Raw genomic sequence first — 15452 nt, forward strand, 5'->3', positions numbered from 1 at the left:
GAATGCCGGCAGCTCTCCGTTTCTGCCTCCTTCCGCCCTTCCGCTTGCCCACTTACACGCTAGCCACCCCCGTCCAGGCCGAAATCGAAATCCGCAAGAGCCGCTTCCTGGCGCTGGCGCTGCCCGTTGCCGACCGTGACGCCGCCATGGCGGCGCTGCAGGCGCTGCGCGCCGAGCACCCCACCGCCACCCACGTGTGCTGGGCCTTGCTGGCTGGCGGCGCCTCGGGCATGTCCGACGATGGCGAGCCCTCCGGCACCGCCGGCCGGCCCATCCTGGAAGTGCTGCGCCACCATGACCTGGACGGCGTGCTGGCGGCGGTGGTGCGCTATTACGGTGGCGTCAAACTGGGGGCGGGCGGGTTGGTGCGCGCTTACACCGATGCCATCGCGGCCGCGCTGAAAACGGCCGAGCGCGTGGAACGCATCGCCTACGGCACCCTGACGGTATCAGTCGACTATGCCGACGAGCCGCGCGTGCGCCGCTGGCTCGACTACGACGCGCAGCCGGGATGCACGCTGGCCGACACCGCCTATGGCGCGCTGGCCACGCTGGTCCTGCGCATGCCCGCAACCCAGCTCGACGCCGCGCGCGACGCCCTGCGCGACGCGACCCACGGACGCGCCCAATTCCCGGAAGCGGAGGATGAGGACCATGGCTGAACGCGAGCCGGTGGCGCCCGACGACCGCGCGGAATTCACCGCAAGCGTGCTGCCAGGCAATACCCGCTTCGCCGCGCCGGCGGCGCTGAGCCTGCTGGAAGCTGCCTTGCTCGAAGGCGTGACGCTGCCCAACTCTTGCCGCAACGGCACCTGCCGCGCCTGCGCCAGCCGGCTGCATGCGGGGTCGATCCGCTATCGGATCGAATGGCCGGGGTTGAGTCTGGATGAGAGGGAAGAGGGGCTGATCTTGCCGTGTGTGGCTTGTCCGGCCAGTGATGTGGTGATTGAGCCTGTCAGTTTGGGGTAGGGCTCGGGCCTGAAGAGAGCCTTAATCACCCGTTGTGCGGCGTCAAGACTACTCTCTCACCCCCCAACCGCCAGAAAAAACCGCAACGCCAGCTTCAGCCCATCCGGCCCCGCCGGATCGGAGAACGCCTGCCCGCCTGCCCCGCCGCTCCAGGCGTGACCCAGGCCCTCGATCCGCACCAGGCGCACGTAAGGCGACTTTCCCTCCATCCAGTCGAACACATCCATTGCACGGCGCATGCCGCGCTGGATGCGCCGTGCCGGCACCGCGGACAGCGCGTGCGCATGCTCCGGCTGCAGGTGCATCCACATGCCCGCCGCGGCGGTGGCGTTGCTGAAGTCGACCACGTGGTCGGCATCGCCATGCAGCAATAGCAACGGCGGCGGGCGGCGCCCTGCCAGCCCGAGCCGCAGCGCCTGCATGGCCTTGGCATCGGGCCCGCGCCCCCCGCGCATGGCGCGCGCTGCCTGGGCGGCATTGGTGGCGCTCCATGGCACCGCGCCGGAGTGCGACCCCACTGCGGCAAAGCGTTCCGGATAGCGCAGCCCCAGCATCAGCGCCATCGCGCCGCCCGCGGACAGCCCCAGCACGCTGATGCGGTCCGCGGCAACCGGATGGCGGCGGCAAGCCTGGTCGATCAGCGCCATCAGCAGCCCGGCTTCGACGCCGCCCTGCGCGGCGGGCCGGAACCAGTTCCAGCAGCGCTGTGCGTTGGCCTGCGAGGTCTGTTCAGGCAGCAACACCACCCAGCCGGCTTCGCGCGCCACCGCGGCGGCGCGCGTGACCGCGGCAAAGCTGGCGGCGTCCTGGCCGCAGCCATGCAGCAGCACCAGCATCGGGGCGCGCCGCGACGCCGTGACGCCAGCCGGCACGAAGATGCGGTAGCGGCGCGGTGCCAGGGGCGCGCCCCATGCGCCTTCTTCCCAGCGCCCACTGCCGCGGCTCTGCGGCGCCTGCACCGGCGATACCACGCCCGACAGTGCGCGCTGCGTGGCGGCCGTGACTGCAGCCGATTGCTTCACCGCGTTGCGCACGATGGCCTCGGTCATCGGCCCGGTCAGGTTCTGGTTGACGGCGCGCTGCATGCGGCGCGCATTGCGGGCCGCGGCCTTGTTCAGCGTGGACCAGAGTTTTGCTCTGGATGAGCGGGGCATGCGGCGTCCTGTCACTTGGGTAACCCGTACATCATATGCGCAAGCTCAGGCCGTCTTGCATGCAACGTGTGCCGGATGACTGCCTACAATGCAAGGGCCGTGTCGCCCCGAGACATGGACAGGAGGCAAGCATGAGCGATGTGACAAACGAGTTCAGGCCCCTGGATCCGGGCCGCATCAACCTGATGGATCCGCTTGAAGTGCAGTACTGGTGCCGGGAGCTGGGCTGCAGCACCAGCGACCTGGAGAACGCCGTCGATGCCGCGGGCGACCATATCTCCGCGGTACGCGCGCAACTGGAGTCGAACCAGGCCGGCGCGCGGCCTGGCTGAAATCCCGAGACAAACGGTGGCAGGCAGGCATCCCCGGCTGAGCGGGGATGCCTGTGGCGCGCTGCGCCTTCAGCGTGCCACGTGAGATGTCGGCGCCTTGTCCGTTCCATGACGGCATGCGCGGCACGCATCAATCGCATGCGTGCATGCAGTCCATACCCTTGTTAAGCGCTGTGCAGACCGGAATTCAGCAATGCCTTATTCGCTGGACGGCAGTTTTGCTGCATGATTTCCGGCCCGGGCAAGAGACCCGGCACTCAAGACTGGGACAGCTTGACAACACCATGTCGGAAAACAAGGGGTTAGCCAACACTAGGACGCATCGACAATGAACACCAGGCTGCCGATTATCACGGTTTGCACCGCCTTGCTTGCACCTGCCGCGTGGGCCGGCAATGACCCGCACTGGAGCTACACCGGACCGACCGGTACCAGCCACTGGGCCGAGCTCGACCAGGACTACAAGACCTGTGCGCTGGGCAAGCACCAGTCGCCCATCGATATCCGCACCGGCAAGGCCCGGCCTGCGGACCTGAAGCCGATCGGCTTTGGCTACGCCGCGGCGCCCGCCACCGTGGTCAACAATGGCCACACCGTACAGGTCAACCTGCCCGCAGCGGGGCAGATCGAACTCGACGGCGTGCCCTACAAGCTGCTGCAGTTCCACTTCCACACACCCAGCGAAGAGAAGATCAACGGCAAGAGCTATCCGCTGGTCGCGCACCTGGTGCACCAGAATGCAGAAGGCAAGCTGGCGGTGGTGGCGGTGCTGTTCAAGTCCGGGCGGGAGAATGCGGCGCTGAAACCGGTCTTCGCCAGCCTGCCGGCCAAGGCCGGAGAATCGCGCGAACTGACGGCGCCGCTGGATGTGGCGGCGTTGCTGCCGGCTCGGCAGTCGTACTGGGCCTTCACCGGCTCGCTGACCACGCCGCCGTGCAGCGAGGACGTGCGCTGGCAGGTGCTCAAGACCCCGGTGGAAGTGTCGCCGGCGCAGTTGGCCGCATTCCGTCAGCTTTATCCGATGAACGCCCGCCCGGTGCAGCCGCTGAACGGCCGCACGGTGCAGGCCAGCCACTGAGCGTGCAGGGCGGGGAGCATGGCGGGCTTGATCACAGCCCGCGCAGCGCCAGCTCCCCGCCCAACACCAGCATCCCGCAGAAAAACAGCTTGCGAAAGCGCTCGGCGCTGATCCGGTGGCGCAGCCACTGGCCCAGGAACATGCCGCCGAGCGCCGGCACCAGCGCCAGCGCCGAGGCGCCCAGCACCGGCATATGCAGCAACGACCCGCCCATGGCCAGGCTCACGGCCAGCGCAATCGTCGATACCGTGAACGACAGCCCGAGCGCCTGCACCAGGCTTTCCTTGTCCAGCCCGAGTCCCTGCAGGTAAGGCACGGCGGGAATCACGAACACACCGGTCACCGCCGTAATGCCACCCGTGACCAGCCCAATCAACGGCCCGAGCCACCGCTCCGCCCCTGCCGGCACCACCAGCTTCACCGCTGCCAGCCCGACCACCGCGTACAGCACCAGCGCCACACCCAGGGCCGAGGTAGCGTGCGTCATCATGCCGGCCGGCACCCATGCCGCACACAGCCAGGTGCCGGCGCAGATCGCCACCAGCATCGACCACAGCCGTAGCATCAGCTGCCCGAAGCGCGGCCCGCCGAACAGCTGCACCACGTTGGTCACCATCGACGGCGCCACCAGCAGCGCCGCCGCCTGCGCGGGCGGCATCACCAGCCCCAGCATGCCCACCGCAACCGTGGGCAAGCCCAGGCCCACCACCCCTTTGACAAAGCCTGCCAGCAAGAACGTCAGGCCGATAAAGGCGGCTTGGGTGCCGATCGCTTCCATCGTCATCGCTGCTCCCCCTCAGCCCGCCTTGTGGTCATGCACCGCGCGGCTGTCCGCCGGCGCCTGGTCGCGCTCGTTCAGGCCGTAGTCGCGCAGCACCTGCGCCACGCGCAGCCGGTAGCCGGCGAACACGCCGCCGCGACCGGCCGCCTGCGCCTGGCGATGCGCCAGCGTATTGCGCCAGGCGATCACCGCGGCCTCGTCGCGGAAGAACGACAGCGACAGCAGCTTGTTGGGGTTGGTCAGGCTCTGGAAGCGCTCCACCGAGATAAAGCCGTCGATGGCCTCCAGCTGCGGGCGCAGGTGCGCGGCGATGTCGAGGTAGTTGTCCTGCCGGCCCGGCGCGGGCTCGACTTCGAAGATGACTGCGATCATGTTGTCTCCAGGGGCAATGACGGGATCAATGGAAATGCGGAATGCGCGCGTTCAGCGACGGACGATAGCGGAATGCCTGCGCCAGCGCGGCCGGGTCGGCACCACGCGCACGCAGCGCCGCCACCGTGGCGGCAGCCAGCGCCTGCGCCAGGCGGTCGCCGGGACAGGCATGGCGGCCATGGCCGAAGGTCCATGGCCGCCCGCCGGCTGCGGCACCACTGCACGACGCCGCGGCCAGCAGCACCAGCACCGCATCGCCGGCCTTGACGGCGTGGCCGCATAGTTGCACATCGGCGGCCAGGAAGCGGCGCGTATTCTGCACCGGCGGATCCTCCCGGGCGACCCGCGCCACCAGGGCATCGAGCGGCAGCTCTGACTGCGTCGTGCCGCGACCCAGCCGCAGCAGCGTATTACCGGCAAGCGCTGCGGTGGCTTCGCAGGCCTGCACCAGCAGGCCGATGATGTTGGCGGCGACAGCCTGCGCGTCGATGCCGGCGGCACCGGCTGCCTGCCGCAGCGCCGGCAGCGGCCCTGCGCCGGCCGCCGCACCGGCAAGCCAGTGGCCCAGCCATTGAGCGGCCTCGACGCCTGCGCGCACGGCCGGTGCATCGGCCAATGGCGACTGCGCGCCGGCAAAGGCCGCAACGCGTTGTGCAACTTCGGCTGCGTTGCTGCCTTCGGTGGCAACCGGCAGGCCAAGCAGGTCGGCGAGCGTGATGACCGGCAGCGTGAACAGCCAGCGATTGATGCGCTCGCCGGACATGGCGGCCCGGGTCGCTTCGCCGGCATCGAGCACCGCCGCCAGCACCGTTGCGCGCTGCGCCGCGGCGGCCGGGTCGATGCCCGCCAGCATCGGCATCAGCAGGGCCTTGAGCGGCGCGTGCGCAGCGCCGTCGTTCATCCGGATCAGCCGGCCGAACAGCTCGCCGGCGGCGGTGCCGGCCAGCGCGGGCGGCACCGGCTGTGCGGGCGGCCGCACGCGGCAGTCGGGGTGGGCGAGCACGTCGGCCACTTCCCGCGGGCCGGCGGCGACCCACAGGCCAAGGCGGTCATCGCGGAAGAATGGCTGGCTGGCGGCCAGCTCACGGTAGTACGGGTACGGGTCGGGATGGGTGACGGCGGTGAGCGGGTCGATGTTGGTATCGGGCATGGCGGCACAGTGGATGGAAGTGCTGAGTCCTTGCAGTGAACCCAGCGCCCGGGGGCGGGCTGACAGTCGCATCATGCCGCCGCGGCGCAGGCCGAAGGTTCATGGTGACATGAACTATCGAATGCAATGGCGCAACACCGCCGCACCCTGGGTCTTCACGCATCCAGTCGCGCCAGCTCCCCTTCCCCTTGCGCCGCTTCCGTCGCCGGCTCATCGTTCCGGTGGGCCAGCCGGTACAGCACCGGCAACACCAGCAAGGTCAGCGCCGTCGACGACAGGATGCCGCCGATGACGACCGTCGCCAGCGGGCGCTGCACCTCGGCACCCGTGCCCGTGGCCAGGGCCATCGGCACGAAGCCAAGCGACGCAACCAGCGCCGTCATCAGCACCGGCCTCAGCCGCGTCAGCGCCCCATCGCGGATGGCCGCATCCAGGCCATGGCCTTCCTCGCGCAGCGAACGGATAAACGACAGCATCACCAGCCCGTTGAGCACCGCCACGCCGCACAGCGCGATAAAGCCCACTGCCGCCGAGATCGACAGCGGAATGCCGCGCAGCCATAGCGCCAGGATGCCGCCGGTCAGCGCGAACGGGATGCCGGTGAAGACCAGCAGCCCGTCCTTGAGGTTGCCGAACATGGCGAACAGCAGCACGAACACCAGCCCCAGCGCCAGCGGCACCACCACGCGCAGCCGCGCGGTGGCGGACTGCAGCTGCTCGAAGGTGCCGCCCCAGCTGGTCCAGTAGCCCGCCGGGATCTGCACGCGCGCGCGGATGGCGGCCTCGGCCTCGGGCACGAAGCTGCCGATATCGCGCCCGCGCACATTGGCGCTGACCACGATGCGGCGCTTGCCGTTCTCACGCGAGACCTGGTTGGGGCCCGGCGCGATCTCCACGCTGGCGACTTCGCTCAGCGGGATATAGCTGGTGCGCGCGGCGGCTTCCTTCGGCAGCGGCACCGGCAGGCGCCGCAGCGCTTCCACGTCCTCGCGCACGGCATCGGGCAGGCGCACCACGATATCGAAGCGGCGGTCGCCGCTGAAGAAGGTGCCAGACACCTTGCCACCGATGCCGATCGCCACCGCATCCTGGATATCGCTCAGGTTCAGGCCGTAGCGCGCCGCCTTGTTGCGGTCGATCTGCACCGTCAGCATCGGCAGGCCGGTGGTCTGTTCGACCTTCACCTCGGCCGCGCCGGGGATGCCCTGCAGCACCGCCGCGATGCGATTGGCGGTCTGCTCCAGCACGGCGTTGTCGTCGCCGAACACCTTGACCGCCACGTCGGAGCGCACGCCCGAGATCAGCTCATTGAAGCGCAGCTGGATCGGTTGCGAGAACTCATAGTTGTTGCCGGGCAGCTTGCCCACCTCATCGCGGATCGCGGCGATCAGCTCGTCGCGCGTGCGGCGCGGCTCGGGCCATTGCGAAACAGGCTTGAGCATGATGTAGCCGTCGGAGATATTCGGCGGCATCGGGTCGGAGGCGATTTCCGCGGTGCCGGTGCGCGCAAAGATGCGCTCGATCTCCGGGAATTTGGCCTTCAGCGCGGTTTCCACCTGCTGCTGCATCGCCACGGATTGCGTCAGGCTGGTGCCGGGGATGCGCAAGGCCTGGATCGCCAGGTCGCCTTCGTTGAGGCTGGGCACGAACTCACTGCCCAGGCGCGTGGCAATGGCCAGGCACAATGCCACCGCCACGCCGGCAAACGTCAGCACCACTGGCGTCGCCTCCAGCGAGCGCTCCAGCAGCACCGCATAGCGGCGGCGCGCCCAGGCCATCAGCCGATTCTCGCGCTCAGCCACGCGGTTGCCGATGAACAACGCCACCGCTGCCGGCACGAAGGTCACCGACAGCACCATCGCGCCCAGCAGCGCCAGCACCACGGTGAAGGCCATCGGGTGGAACATCTTGCCCTCGACCCCGGTCAGCGCAAAGATCGGCAGGTACACCACCATGATGATCAGTTGCCCGTACAGCAGCGGCCGGCGTGCCTCGCGCGCCGCGGCAAAGACTTCATGCAGGCGCTCGCTGCGCGTGAGGGGCCGGCCGTGGCGCTCCTGCGCATGCGCCAGCCGGCGCACGCAGTTCTCGACGATCACCACCGCGCCGTCGACGATGATGCCGAAGTCCAGCGCGCCCAGGCTCATCAGGTTGCCGCTGATGCGGTAATGCACCATGCCCGTGAAGGTGAACAGCATCGACAGCGGGATCACCAGCGCGGTGATCAGCGCCGCGCGCAGGTTGCCCAGGAACAGGAACAGGATGGCGATCACCAGCACCGCGCCTTCCAGCAGGTTCTTCTTGACCGTGGCAATGGCCTTGTCGACCAGCGTGGTGCGGTCGTACACCGTGACGGCCTGCACGCCCTTGGGCAGGGTGCGGTTGATCTCGGCCATCTTGCGGTCCACCGCCTGCGACACCGTGCGGCTGTTCTCGCCGATCAGCATGAACACGGTGCCCAGCACCACCTCGCGGCCGTTCTCGGTGGCCGCGCCGGTGCGCAGCTCACCGCCGGTCTGCACGGTGGCCACGTCGCGCACGCGGATCGGCTGGCCCTGCGCGGTGCCGACGATCACGTCGCGGATATCTTCAAGCGAGCGCACCTGCCCCGGCACGCGCACCAGGTACTGCTCGCCGCGGCGCTCGATATAGCCGGCGCCGACGTTGTCGTTGTTCTTCTCCAGCGCGCTCACCACATCGGCCAGCGACAAGCCGTACGACGCCATGCGCTCCAGGCTGGGCGCGACCACATAGGCGCGCGCATGGCCGCCGATGGCATTGACCTCGGTCACGCCAGGCACGTTGCGCAGCTGCGGGCGGATCACCCAGTCCTGGATCTCGCGCAGATCCGACAGCGTATAGGGCGTGCCGTCCGGCTTGCGCGCGCCGGGGTCGGCCTCGACCGTCCACAGGTAGATCTCGCCCAGCCCGGTCGAGATCGGGCCCATCGCGGGCGTGATGCCGGCGGGCAGCTTGTCGCGCGCTTCCTGGATGCGCTGGTTGACCAGCTGGCGCGCAAAGTGGATATCGGTGCCGTCGCGGAAGATCACCGTCACCTGCGACAGCCCGTAGCGCGACAGCGAGCGGGTCTGCTCCAGCCCGGGCAGGCCCGCCATCACGGTCTCGACCGGGTAGGTGATGCGCTGTTCGGTCTCCAGCGGCGAATAGCCCGGCGCGGCGGTGTTGATCTGCACCTGCACGTTGGTGATATCGGGCACCGCGTCGATCGGCAGCCGGGTGTTGCTGTACAGGCCCAGCGCGGCCATGCCCAGCACCGCCAGCAGGACCAGCCAGCGTTGCTCGATGGCAAAGCGGATCAGGCGTTCAAACATGCGTGCCTCCCGCTCAGTGCTCATGCCCGGCGCTGGCTTTGCCCAGCTCGGACTTGAGGATGAAGCTGTTGGCCGCGGCGTAGCGCGCGCCGGCCTGCAGGCCCTCGGTCACCTCCACCAGCTTGCCACCGGCGCGCCCGGTCTTGACCGGCTGCACCGCAAACCCGCCCGGCACGGCGATGAACACCACGCTCCGGCCGTCGACCTGCTGCACCGCGTCGGCCGCCACCGTCACCGGCACCTGTGCCGGCGCGCCCAGCACGCTGACCGTGACGAACAGCCCCGGGCGCCACGCCATGCCGGGATTGGCCAGCGTCACGCGCGCCTTGGCGGTGCGCGTCTGCTCGCCCAGCAGCGCGCCGACGTACGACACCTTGCCCTCGGCCTGCGTGTCCGAGGCGCTCGAGCGCACCGTGACCGCTTCGCCCACGCGCACCTGGTCCAGGTCGCGCGCGGACACCACGAACTCCGCCCACACCGAACTCAGGTCGGAGACGGTGAAGACGGTGGTGGTTTCCTGGACCGCTTCGCCCAGCGCCAGGTGCTTCTCGACCACGATGCCATCGAACGGGGCACGCAGCGCAAACTGGTTCAGGCTGCCGCCCTTGCCCGCGCTGTTCTCCGTGGCGCCAATCGCGGTCAGCTTCTGGCGCGCGTTCTGCACCGCGATCTGCGCTTCCTCCAGCGCCGTGCGGGCCTGCTGGTAATCCTGCTCGGCGGAGATCTTCTCCTGCCACAGCGTCTTCTCGCGCGCGTAGGTGGCACGCGCCAGCGCCTCGCGCTTCTGCGCCGCCAGCAGCTCGCTGCGCTGCTCGGCCAGGGTCGTGCTGGCGAGCAGCGCCAGCACTTCGCCCTTGCGCACCTGCTGGCCAAGGTTGGCCGGCACCGCCTGCGCCACGCCCGCCACGCGCGGCACCACGTGCGCGGTGCGGTCTTCATTGAAGCGGATCTCGCCCGGGAAATCGACGCTGCTGCGCAGCGGCGCCGCGGCGGCAGTGGCAATGCCGATGCCGGCCTGCTGGATCTGCGCGGGCGTCAGCGCGATCAGGTGCGACTTGCCTTCGGCTTCCGGTTTCGCCGCGGGGACGCTGGCGGCAGCGTGCGCGGCGGCCTTGTCTCCTTCCTTGCCATGTTCGTGCTCGTCGGCATGCTCGGCATGCCCGTGCCCGGCCTCGCCGGTCGCGCCGCCGCCCTTGCCGGTGAACAGGATCGCCGCGCCGCCCAGCAGCCCCGCGACCAGGATGGCCACCACGGCGGCCCGTTGTTGCTTGCTCATTGCCATGTCTGCAGCTTCCGTATCAGTGTCCGAGGATGCGGTCGATGCTCGCCGCCGCGTCATAGGTGCGGGCCAGCACGTCCAGGTAGCGGATGCGCGCCTGGAACAGCGTGCGCTGGGCATCCAGCACATCGAGGAAATTGAATTTGCCGGCCTCGAACCCGCGCGAGGCGGCGGCATAGGCCTGCTCCGCCGCGGGCAGCACCGAGGCCTGCAGCGTCTGCGCCGCGGCGCGCGACACCGACAGCTGCGTCGACGCCTGCTGCAGCTCACCGACCAGGCGGATGCGCGTGGCCGCGTGCGTGTCCTGCGCCTTGTCGGCGCGGCGCAATGCGGCGTACAGGTTGCCCTGGTTGCGGTCAAACAGCGGCAGCGGGATCGCCACGCCCAGCACGGCCATATTGCGGTTGGCCTCGTTGTCGCGCTTGGCGCCCAGGCTCACGGTCACGTCGGGGTACTGGCGGCTGCGCGCCACGGCGACTTCGGCGCGGCTGCGTTCGGCGAGGAGGCGGCTTGCCGCCAGCTGCGGCGAGTCTTCCAGCGCCGCTTGCAGCGCTGCCGGCGCGGGGCGCGAAGGCAGCGCGTCAAGGTCGCCCTGCGCCTGCGCAAAGTGCGGCACGGCACTGCCCCACAGCGCGGCCAGCGATTGCCGTGCGGATTGGAGCGCGCCGGTGGCCTCGGCCAGTTCCAGCTCGGCATTGGCCTGTTCGACCCTGGCGCGCGTTTCTTCCAGCGGCGCGACCTTGCCGGCTGCCACGCGCCGCCCGGCCGCCGCGGCCGCCTTGCTGGCGATGCCGACCGAGCCTTCGGCCAGCTCGACGCGCTCCTGCGCCACCAGCACGCCGAAGAAGCGCGCGATCACCGCGGCGCGCAGCTCGGCGCGTGCGCCGCCCAGCTCGGCCTGCGCCAGTTCGCGCCCGCGCTCGGCCACGCCGATGCGCGCGGCGCGCTTGCCGCCGAGTTCGATCGGCAGGGTGATCTGGCCGGGGGGGGAGCGCGNCCGGTGGTGGAGCGCGTGGCCTTGCGCGTGTCTTCCATCGACACGGCCAGTTCGGGATTGGGCAGCACGCGCGCCTGCGTGACATCGCCCTCGGTGGCGTCAAGCTCCTTGCCCGCCGCGGACAACGTGAAGCTGCCGGCTTCGGCCAGCGCCAGCGCGGCGTCGAGCGTGAGCGTGCCGGCAGGCTCTTGCCCCGGGGCCGGCGAGGATGCCGATGGCTGCGCCATGGCAGGGGGCGGCGTCTGCGCGACGCCATGGATCGGGCTGGATAGGACGGCCGCCAGCCCAAGCGGCAGCAAAAGTCTTCGCATCGAATTGCACCAGGAAAGAAACCGGGAGAATTCGGCGAGACGCCTGACGTCAGGGACTCAGGGAGATCAGGAAAGCGTGAAAGCGTCGTCTCGCCGGCTAAGCGAGACGCGGCCACTGTGGGCGGTCGGGCGCCCGCGCACTGTGCGAAGAGAAGCTGGGCTGCGGCGCCGGTGGCGCCAGTTCCACCCGGCGCATGGCGTGCACGTCGGGCGCGTCGGCCCGTGCAAACGGCAGCGAAGCGATATGGCAGACGCCGCAGTCGGGATCGGGCAGGCCTAGCTTGGCCTTGTCCTGCGCCTTCTGCGCGGGCTGGTCCTGCTTGCCGCTGTCGGCCTTGTGCTGGTGCTCGTGGTGCCCGAAATGGGCCTTGGCCGAAGCCGCCACCTCATGCCGGCAATACGCGGCGGCTCCCGCCCAGGCGAACTGGAGCGGCAGGACGAGCGCAAGAAGGATGAGGATGAGCCGTTGCATAGGGGAAGTGGCCGCTGCCCTGGGCGCCTGGCATCAGGCGACGGGGGATTGCAGCGAGCCGCAAGTTTAACCGAGCCGCGCCGGGCATTCCGGCGACGGGGTCATTACATTTGCGTCATGCCACGGGTGGTTTTCGCCCTCGCCCATTAATTCAATTTTTTTGAATAACTTGTCCGGCAAATGGCCTGCTTTCGTCTCGATGGCACTCCTATAGTTCTGTACATGAACGGCACGCACACAACGCAGAGCCTTCTGACAAATTCAACGAGCTTAAGGAGAACCATCATGACCAAGACCACCCGCCTCGCTACCGCCCTGCTCCTGTCGCTGGCAGCCCTGGGCGCCGCGCAAGCCGCCACCGCCGCCGAGCAACTGCCCGGCGACAAGTACGGCTACAGCTTCCGCAGCACCGTGCCCGGCGACAAGTATGGTTATGAGTTCCGCAGCCATGATGTGTTCACGGAAGGCGCCCGCGCCGGCAAGGCCGATCCGTTTGTCGACGGCGCCCGCACGGTGGCCGGGCTGGACCGCAGCGGCGTGTCGGCATCGCCGTCGCGCAGCTTCGACACCTTTACCGAAGGCAGCCGCGCTGGCCGCTTCGACCCCTACGGCGAAGGCGCGCGCGCCTGAGCGATCCCGGCACCCAGCCAGCAAGAAGGCCAGCGGATCCGCTGGCCTTTTGTCATTCGTCGTGCCCCAGCCTGTGCATGGCCTCGCGCAGGGTCCGCATCTGGGCGCTGAAGCTGGTGCAGGCGGCGCAGATCGCCAGGTGGCCGCGCATGCGCAGCCGCTCGCCCCATGACAGCGGCCGGTCCAGGCTCTTCATGGTGAGGTGGTGGACCTCTTCGCAGTTCGGCAGCAGGCGGCGGGAAGGACGGGAATCTGGCATGTTGCTCAGTGGCTTATCCGTTGCATGGGCGGGGACCGGGCTCAACCGGCTTTGCCGGGCCGGCCGCGCTGGCCGAACCAGTGCAGTTCCAGGCATTCGCGCAGGCGCATGCGGGCGCGGTACAGCATCGCCCAGGCATTGGTCGCGCTGATCTGCAAATGCTGACAGATTTCTTCGGTGTCCAGCTCCAGCCACTCGCGCATCATGAAGATCCGGCCGGTGCGCTCCGGCAGGCGGTCCACGCACAGCTGCAGGATCTCGAAAAACTCGCGGCGCTCAAAGGCGCGTTCCGGGTTGCCCCAGTCGGACGGCGGGTCCTGGTAGTGGCCGTTGCGCGTGAACAGCGCGTCGAAGGCGTCGTCGTCGGATTGCGGCTGGCCCTCGGCATCGGTGGCCAGCGCCAGCCTGACCTCACGCTTGCCGCTGCGCAGGGTATCGATGATCTTGTGCTTGAGGATGCCAACCAGGTAGGTACGCAGCGTTGACTGGCCGGCAAAGCGCTCAGGGTGCTCCAGCACCGCCAGCAGCGTTTCCGAGACGGCGTCCTCGGCCACCGCCTCGTCGCGCAGCTGCAAGCGGGCAAAGCGCAGCAGGTAGGGGCGTATGACCTGGAGTTCGGCGGGGTCGAGGCTCATCGGGGATCGGGGCGCGGTTGCCTGGACGGATGCTCCATGATACCCGCGCGCCGGCGCCTTACCCGATCCCGCGGAACTGCCCGCACAGCCGGAACACGTCTTCCGACAGCGGGATCCCCTTGGCCTTGCCATAGCGGGTCGCCAGCTTCAGCAGCTCCTTGATGTCGCGCCCGCTCGCCTTGGGGTAGGCGGCGGTCAGCGCATCGATCAGCCCGTCGCCCAGGTCCGCGCCGAACTGCGCGGCCTGCAGGCGCCACAGGCGCATGGCGTCTTGCTTGCACGGCGTTTCGTAGTGGATGGTGGCGATGCAGCGCGACAGGATGGCATCGTCGACGTCGCCGATGCGGTTGGTGGTCATGAACAGCAGGCCGTTGAAGTACTCCAGCGTGCGCAGGAATTCCGCGACGATGGCGTTGTGCTCCAGGTCGTTGTCGCGGCAGCGGATATAGACGTCGGCCTCGTCCAGCAGCAGGATCGCGTTCCAGCGCATGGCCCGGCGCAGGATCGTCATCAGCGTGGCACCGACCGACGCGGCCGTGGTGCCCAGCTGCCCGGAATGCACGCGGTAGAGCGGCTTGCCCACCACCTCGGCGTAGACCTCCGCGGTCAGCGTCTTGCCCAGGCCTGGGGCGCCCTGGCACAGGATGGTGGTGCCGCCGGACTTGCCGGGCACGAAGTCCGGCACCAGCATGTCCATGTGCGAGGTCAGGATATCGATCAGGTCACGGTGGTGCGCAGGCAGGACCAGCTTGTCGCGCAGGGCCGGCTGGTAGCGATACTCGGACAGGTGCTGCACGTGCACCCAGATATTGCGATGCCACTCCAGGTGGAACAGATGCACGTAGCAATGCAGCGGCACGCGCTCAAAGCCCTCCCTGACCCCGGCATCGCGCCAGAAGGCCGGGTCGCAGGTCATTTCGAAGCGGCGCTCCAGCCGTTCCTCATCATTCACGCAGCGCGCGCCCGCGGCGTCGGCGATCGGGGTCAGCTCGGCAGGTCCCTTGGCATCGAGCGAGAACGCCGCGCGGGTGGCGACAAACTGCGCGCCGAAGCGGCGCTGGTAGCGCACGAAGCGCTGCGCATGCTGCTCGTATTCGTGCCGGAATTCCGCACACTCCTTGTAGAAGCCGAACTCGGCCAGCAACTCCGGGATGGTGCGGTTGGCGATGTCGTCGTGGGTGATCACCATCGACGTGGTCATGCCGGAGCGGCGCAGATGGTGGTCGGTCAGCGTGGAGTTGGCCGACTGCATGGTGTTGGCCAGCATGTCCACCACCACATAATGCATGCCCTGCTCGGGCGACACATAGCGCATCCGGCGCACCAGCCACGGCAGCAGCACGCCGTCGCGGTTGCGCTGGTACAGCCAGCCGTCGATGGCATCGCGCGACAGGTAGGCGGCCAGCCCCGCCACCAGCTGGTCCAGCCCCGGAATCACGCGCGCCTGGGGTGCGTTGTAGACATTGTCCAGCGCCAGCATCTGGAACATCAGCGCGCGCTCGTTTTGCGTCTTGCTCAGCGTGTAGAGCGAGTTCAGCGACTGCGCATCGAACAGCTTGCTCGACACCAGCATATTGCCGTGGCAGACGCCGTGCTCCTGCAACTGCCGCGCCAGCGGCGACCCGGTTTCGATCATCGCCAGCAGGGGATGGATCAGCGCCTCCGGAATCTCGAAATCCATGTACCGCACTCCCGTTGAAT

15 protein-coding genes and 1 pseudogene are annotated in these 15452 nt (G+C 68.9%); 5 read left to right on the forward strand and 11 right to left on the reverse strand.

Annotation, left to right across the window (positions count from 1 at the left end):
* The first annotated feature begins 2 nt into the window (after positions 1 to 2).
* Together CF68_RS32610 and CF68_RS32615 are read left to right on the forward strand one after the other, a co-directional pair.
* Positions 3 to 662: a YigZ family protein gene (locus CF68_RS32610; protein ID WP_235205966.1), complete on the forward strand. Its 660-nt coding sequence runs from the start codon at positions 3 to 5 to the stop codon at positions 660 to 662.
* A complete protein-coding gene (locus tag CF68_RS32615; protein WP_035827214.1) occupies positions 655 to 969 on the forward strand; it encodes a 2Fe-2S iron-sulfur cluster-binding protein in 315 nt (104 codons plus the stop codon). Before CF68_RS32610 ends, CF68_RS32615 begins: the two co-directional genes overlap by 8 nt.
* A 56-nt stretch (positions 970 to 1025) precedes the next feature.
* Here CF68_RS32615 and CF68_RS32620 read toward each other — a convergent pair whose 3' ends face one another.
* Entirely contained in the window at positions 1026 to 2123 is a 1098-nt protein-coding gene (locus CF68_RS32620) for a PHB depolymerase family esterase (RefSeq protein ID WP_035827217.1), read from the reverse strand.
* 131 nt (positions 2124 to 2254) lie between these two features.
* Here CF68_RS32620 and CF68_RS32625 point away from each other — a divergent pair, with 131 nt between their 5' ends.
* Positions 2255 to 2455 carry a DUF3606 domain-containing protein gene (locus CF68_RS32625; RefSeq protein ID WP_010810704.1) on the forward strand — a complete coding sequence of 67 codons (201 nt, stop codon included), beginning with the start codon at positions 2255 to 2257 and terminating at the stop codon, positions 2453 to 2455.
* 328 nt (positions 2456 to 2783) lie between these two features.
* A complete protein-coding gene (locus CF68_RS32630; RefSeq protein WP_035827218.1) occupies positions 2784 to 3533 on the forward strand; it encodes a carbonic anhydrase in 750 nt (249 codons plus the stop codon).
* A 31-nt stretch (positions 3534 to 3564) separates the two neighbouring features.
* Here CF68_RS32630 and CF68_RS32635 read toward each other — a convergent pair whose 3' ends face one another.
* The 7 genes and pseudogenes from CF68_RS32635 to czcI form a co-directional block, all read right to left on the reverse strand.
* Positions 3565 to 4317, reverse strand: coding sequence for a sulfite exporter TauE/SafE family protein (locus tag CF68_RS32635; RefSeq protein ID WP_035827220.1), 753 nt, complete (start codon positions 4315 to 4317; stop codon positions 3565 to 3567).
* 12 nt (positions 4318 to 4329) lie between these two features.
* Entirely contained in the window at positions 4330 to 4686 is a 357-nt protein-coding gene (locus CF68_RS32640) for an antibiotic biosynthesis monooxygenase (RefSeq protein ID WP_010810707.1), read from the reverse strand.
* A 25-nt stretch (positions 4687 to 4711) separates the two neighbouring features.
* Positions 4712 to 5836, reverse strand: coding sequence for a cytochrome P450 (locus CF68_RS32645; protein ID WP_035827222.1), 1125 nt, complete (start codon positions 5834 to 5836; stop codon positions 4712 to 4714).
* Between the two features lie 155 nt (positions 5837 to 5991).
* Entirely contained in the window at positions 5992 to 9168 is a 3177-nt protein-coding gene (locus tag CF68_RS32650; protein WP_035827225.1) for a CusA/CzcA family heavy metal efflux RND transporter, read from the reverse strand.
* A gap of 13 nt (positions 9169 to 9181) precedes the next feature.
* Positions 9182 to 10450 carry an efflux RND transporter periplasmic adaptor subunit gene (locus tag CF68_RS32655; protein WP_035827226.1) on the reverse strand — a complete coding sequence of 423 codons (1269 nt, stop codon included), beginning with the start codon at positions 10448 to 10450 and terminating at the stop codon, positions 9182 to 9184.
* A gap of 16 nt (positions 10451 to 10466) precedes the next feature.
* Positions 10467 to 11755: pseudogene (locus tag CF68_RS32660) on the reverse strand (TolC family protein).
* Between the two features lie 97 nt (positions 11756 to 11852).
* Positions 11853 to 12227, reverse strand: a complete 375-nt coding sequence (czcI, locus tag CF68_RS32665) for a cation efflux protein, CzcI family (RefSeq protein ID WP_035827227.1) — start codon at positions 12225 to 12227, stop codon at positions 11853 to 11855.
* A gap of 285 nt (positions 12228 to 12512) precedes the next feature.
* Here czcI and CF68_RS32670 point away from each other — a divergent pair, with 285 nt between their 5' ends.
* Entirely contained in the window at positions 12513 to 12857 is a 345-nt protein-coding gene (locus CF68_RS32670; protein ID WP_035827228.1) for a hypothetical protein, read from the forward strand.
* A gap of 52 nt (positions 12858 to 12909) precedes the next feature.
* Here CF68_RS32670 and CF68_RS32675 read toward each other — a convergent pair whose 3' ends face one another.
* The 3 genes from CF68_RS32675 to CF68_RS32685 are packed head-to-tail and all read right to left on the reverse strand — an operon-like array spanning position 12910 to position 15432.
* On the reverse strand, positions 12910 to 13116 hold the full coding sequence (locus CF68_RS32675; protein WP_035827229.1) for a zf-HC2 domain-containing protein: 207 nt from the start codon (positions 13114 to 13116) through the stop codon (positions 12910 to 12912).
* A gap of 41 nt (positions 13117 to 13157) precedes the next feature.
* Positions 13158 to 13751 carry a sigma-70 family RNA polymerase sigma factor gene (locus tag CF68_RS32680; protein ID WP_035827230.1) on the reverse strand — a complete coding sequence of 198 codons (594 nt, stop codon included), beginning with the start codon at positions 13749 to 13751 and terminating at the stop codon, positions 13158 to 13160.
* A gap of 58 nt (positions 13752 to 13809) precedes the next feature.
* Positions 13810 to 15432 carry an ATP-binding protein gene (locus tag CF68_RS32685; protein WP_035827231.1) on the reverse strand — a complete coding sequence of 541 codons (1623 nt, stop codon included), beginning with the start codon at positions 15430 to 15432 and terminating at the stop codon, positions 13810 to 13812.
* Between the last annotated feature and the right edge of the window lie 20 nt (positions 15433 to 15452).

The organism is Cupriavidus sp. SK-4, from assembly GCF_000611125.1.
GTDB classification, from domain to species: domain Bacteria; phylum Pseudomonadota; class Gammaproteobacteria; order Burkholderiales; family Burkholderiaceae; genus Cupriavidus; species Cupriavidus necator.

Bases quoted from the DNA above. Each gene is read 5' to 3' on its own strand.
- CF68_RS32610 (WP_235205966.1), top strand. From the start codon at position 3: ATGCCGGCAGCTCTCCGTTTCTGCCTCCTTCCGCCCTTCCGCTTGCCC.
- CF68_RS32615 (WP_035827214.1), top strand. From the start codon at position 655: ATGGCTGAACGCGAGCCGGTGGCGCCCGACGACCGCGCGGAATTCACC.
- CF68_RS32620 (WP_035827217.1), bottom strand. From the start codon at position 2,123: ATGCCCCGCTCATCCAGAGCAAAACTCTGGTCCACGCTGAACAAGGCC.
- CF68_RS32625 (WP_010810704.1), top strand. From the start codon at position 2,255: ATGAGCGATGTGACAAACGAGTTCAGGCCCCTGGATCCGGGCCGCATC.
- CF68_RS32630 (WP_035827218.1), top strand. From the start codon at position 2,784: ATGAACACCAGGCTGCCGATTATCACGGTTTGCACCGCCTTGCTTGCA.
- CF68_RS32635 (WP_035827220.1), bottom strand. From the start codon at position 4,317: ATGACGATGGAAGCGATCGGCACCCAAGCCGCCTTTATCGGCCTGACG.
- CF68_RS32640 (WP_010810707.1), bottom strand. From the start codon at position 4,686: ATGATCGCAGTCATCTTCGAAGTCGAGCCCGCGCCGGGCCGGCAGGAC.
- CF68_RS32645 (WP_035827222.1), bottom strand. From the start codon at position 5,836: ATGCCCGATACCAACATCGACCCGCTCACCGCCGTCACCCATCCCGAC.
- CF68_RS32650 (WP_035827225.1), bottom strand. From the start codon at position 9,168: ATGTTTGAACGCCTGATCCGCTTTGCCATCGAGCAACGCTGGCTGGTC.
- CF68_RS32655 (WP_035827226.1), bottom strand. From the start codon at position 10,450: ATGGCAATGAGCAAGCAACAACGGGCCGCCGTGGTGGCCATCCTGGTC.
- czcI (WP_035827227.1), bottom strand. From the start codon at position 12,227: ATGCAACGGCTCATCCTCATCCTTCTTGCGCTCGTCCTGCCGCTCCAG.
- CF68_RS32670 (WP_035827228.1), top strand. From the start codon at position 12,513: ATGACCAAGACCACCCGCCTCGCTACCGCCCTGCTCCTGTCGCTGGCA.
- CF68_RS32675 (WP_035827229.1), bottom strand. From the start codon at position 13,116: ATGCCAGATTCCCGTCCTTCCCGCCGCCTGCTGCCGAACTGCGAAGAG.
- CF68_RS32680 (WP_035827230.1), bottom strand. From the start codon at position 13,751: ATGAGCCTCGACCCCGCCGAACTCCAGGTCATACGCCCCTACCTGCTG.
- CF68_RS32685 (WP_035827231.1), bottom strand. From the start codon at position 15,432: ATGGATTTCGAGATTCCGGAGGCGCTGATCCATCCCCTGCTGGCGATG.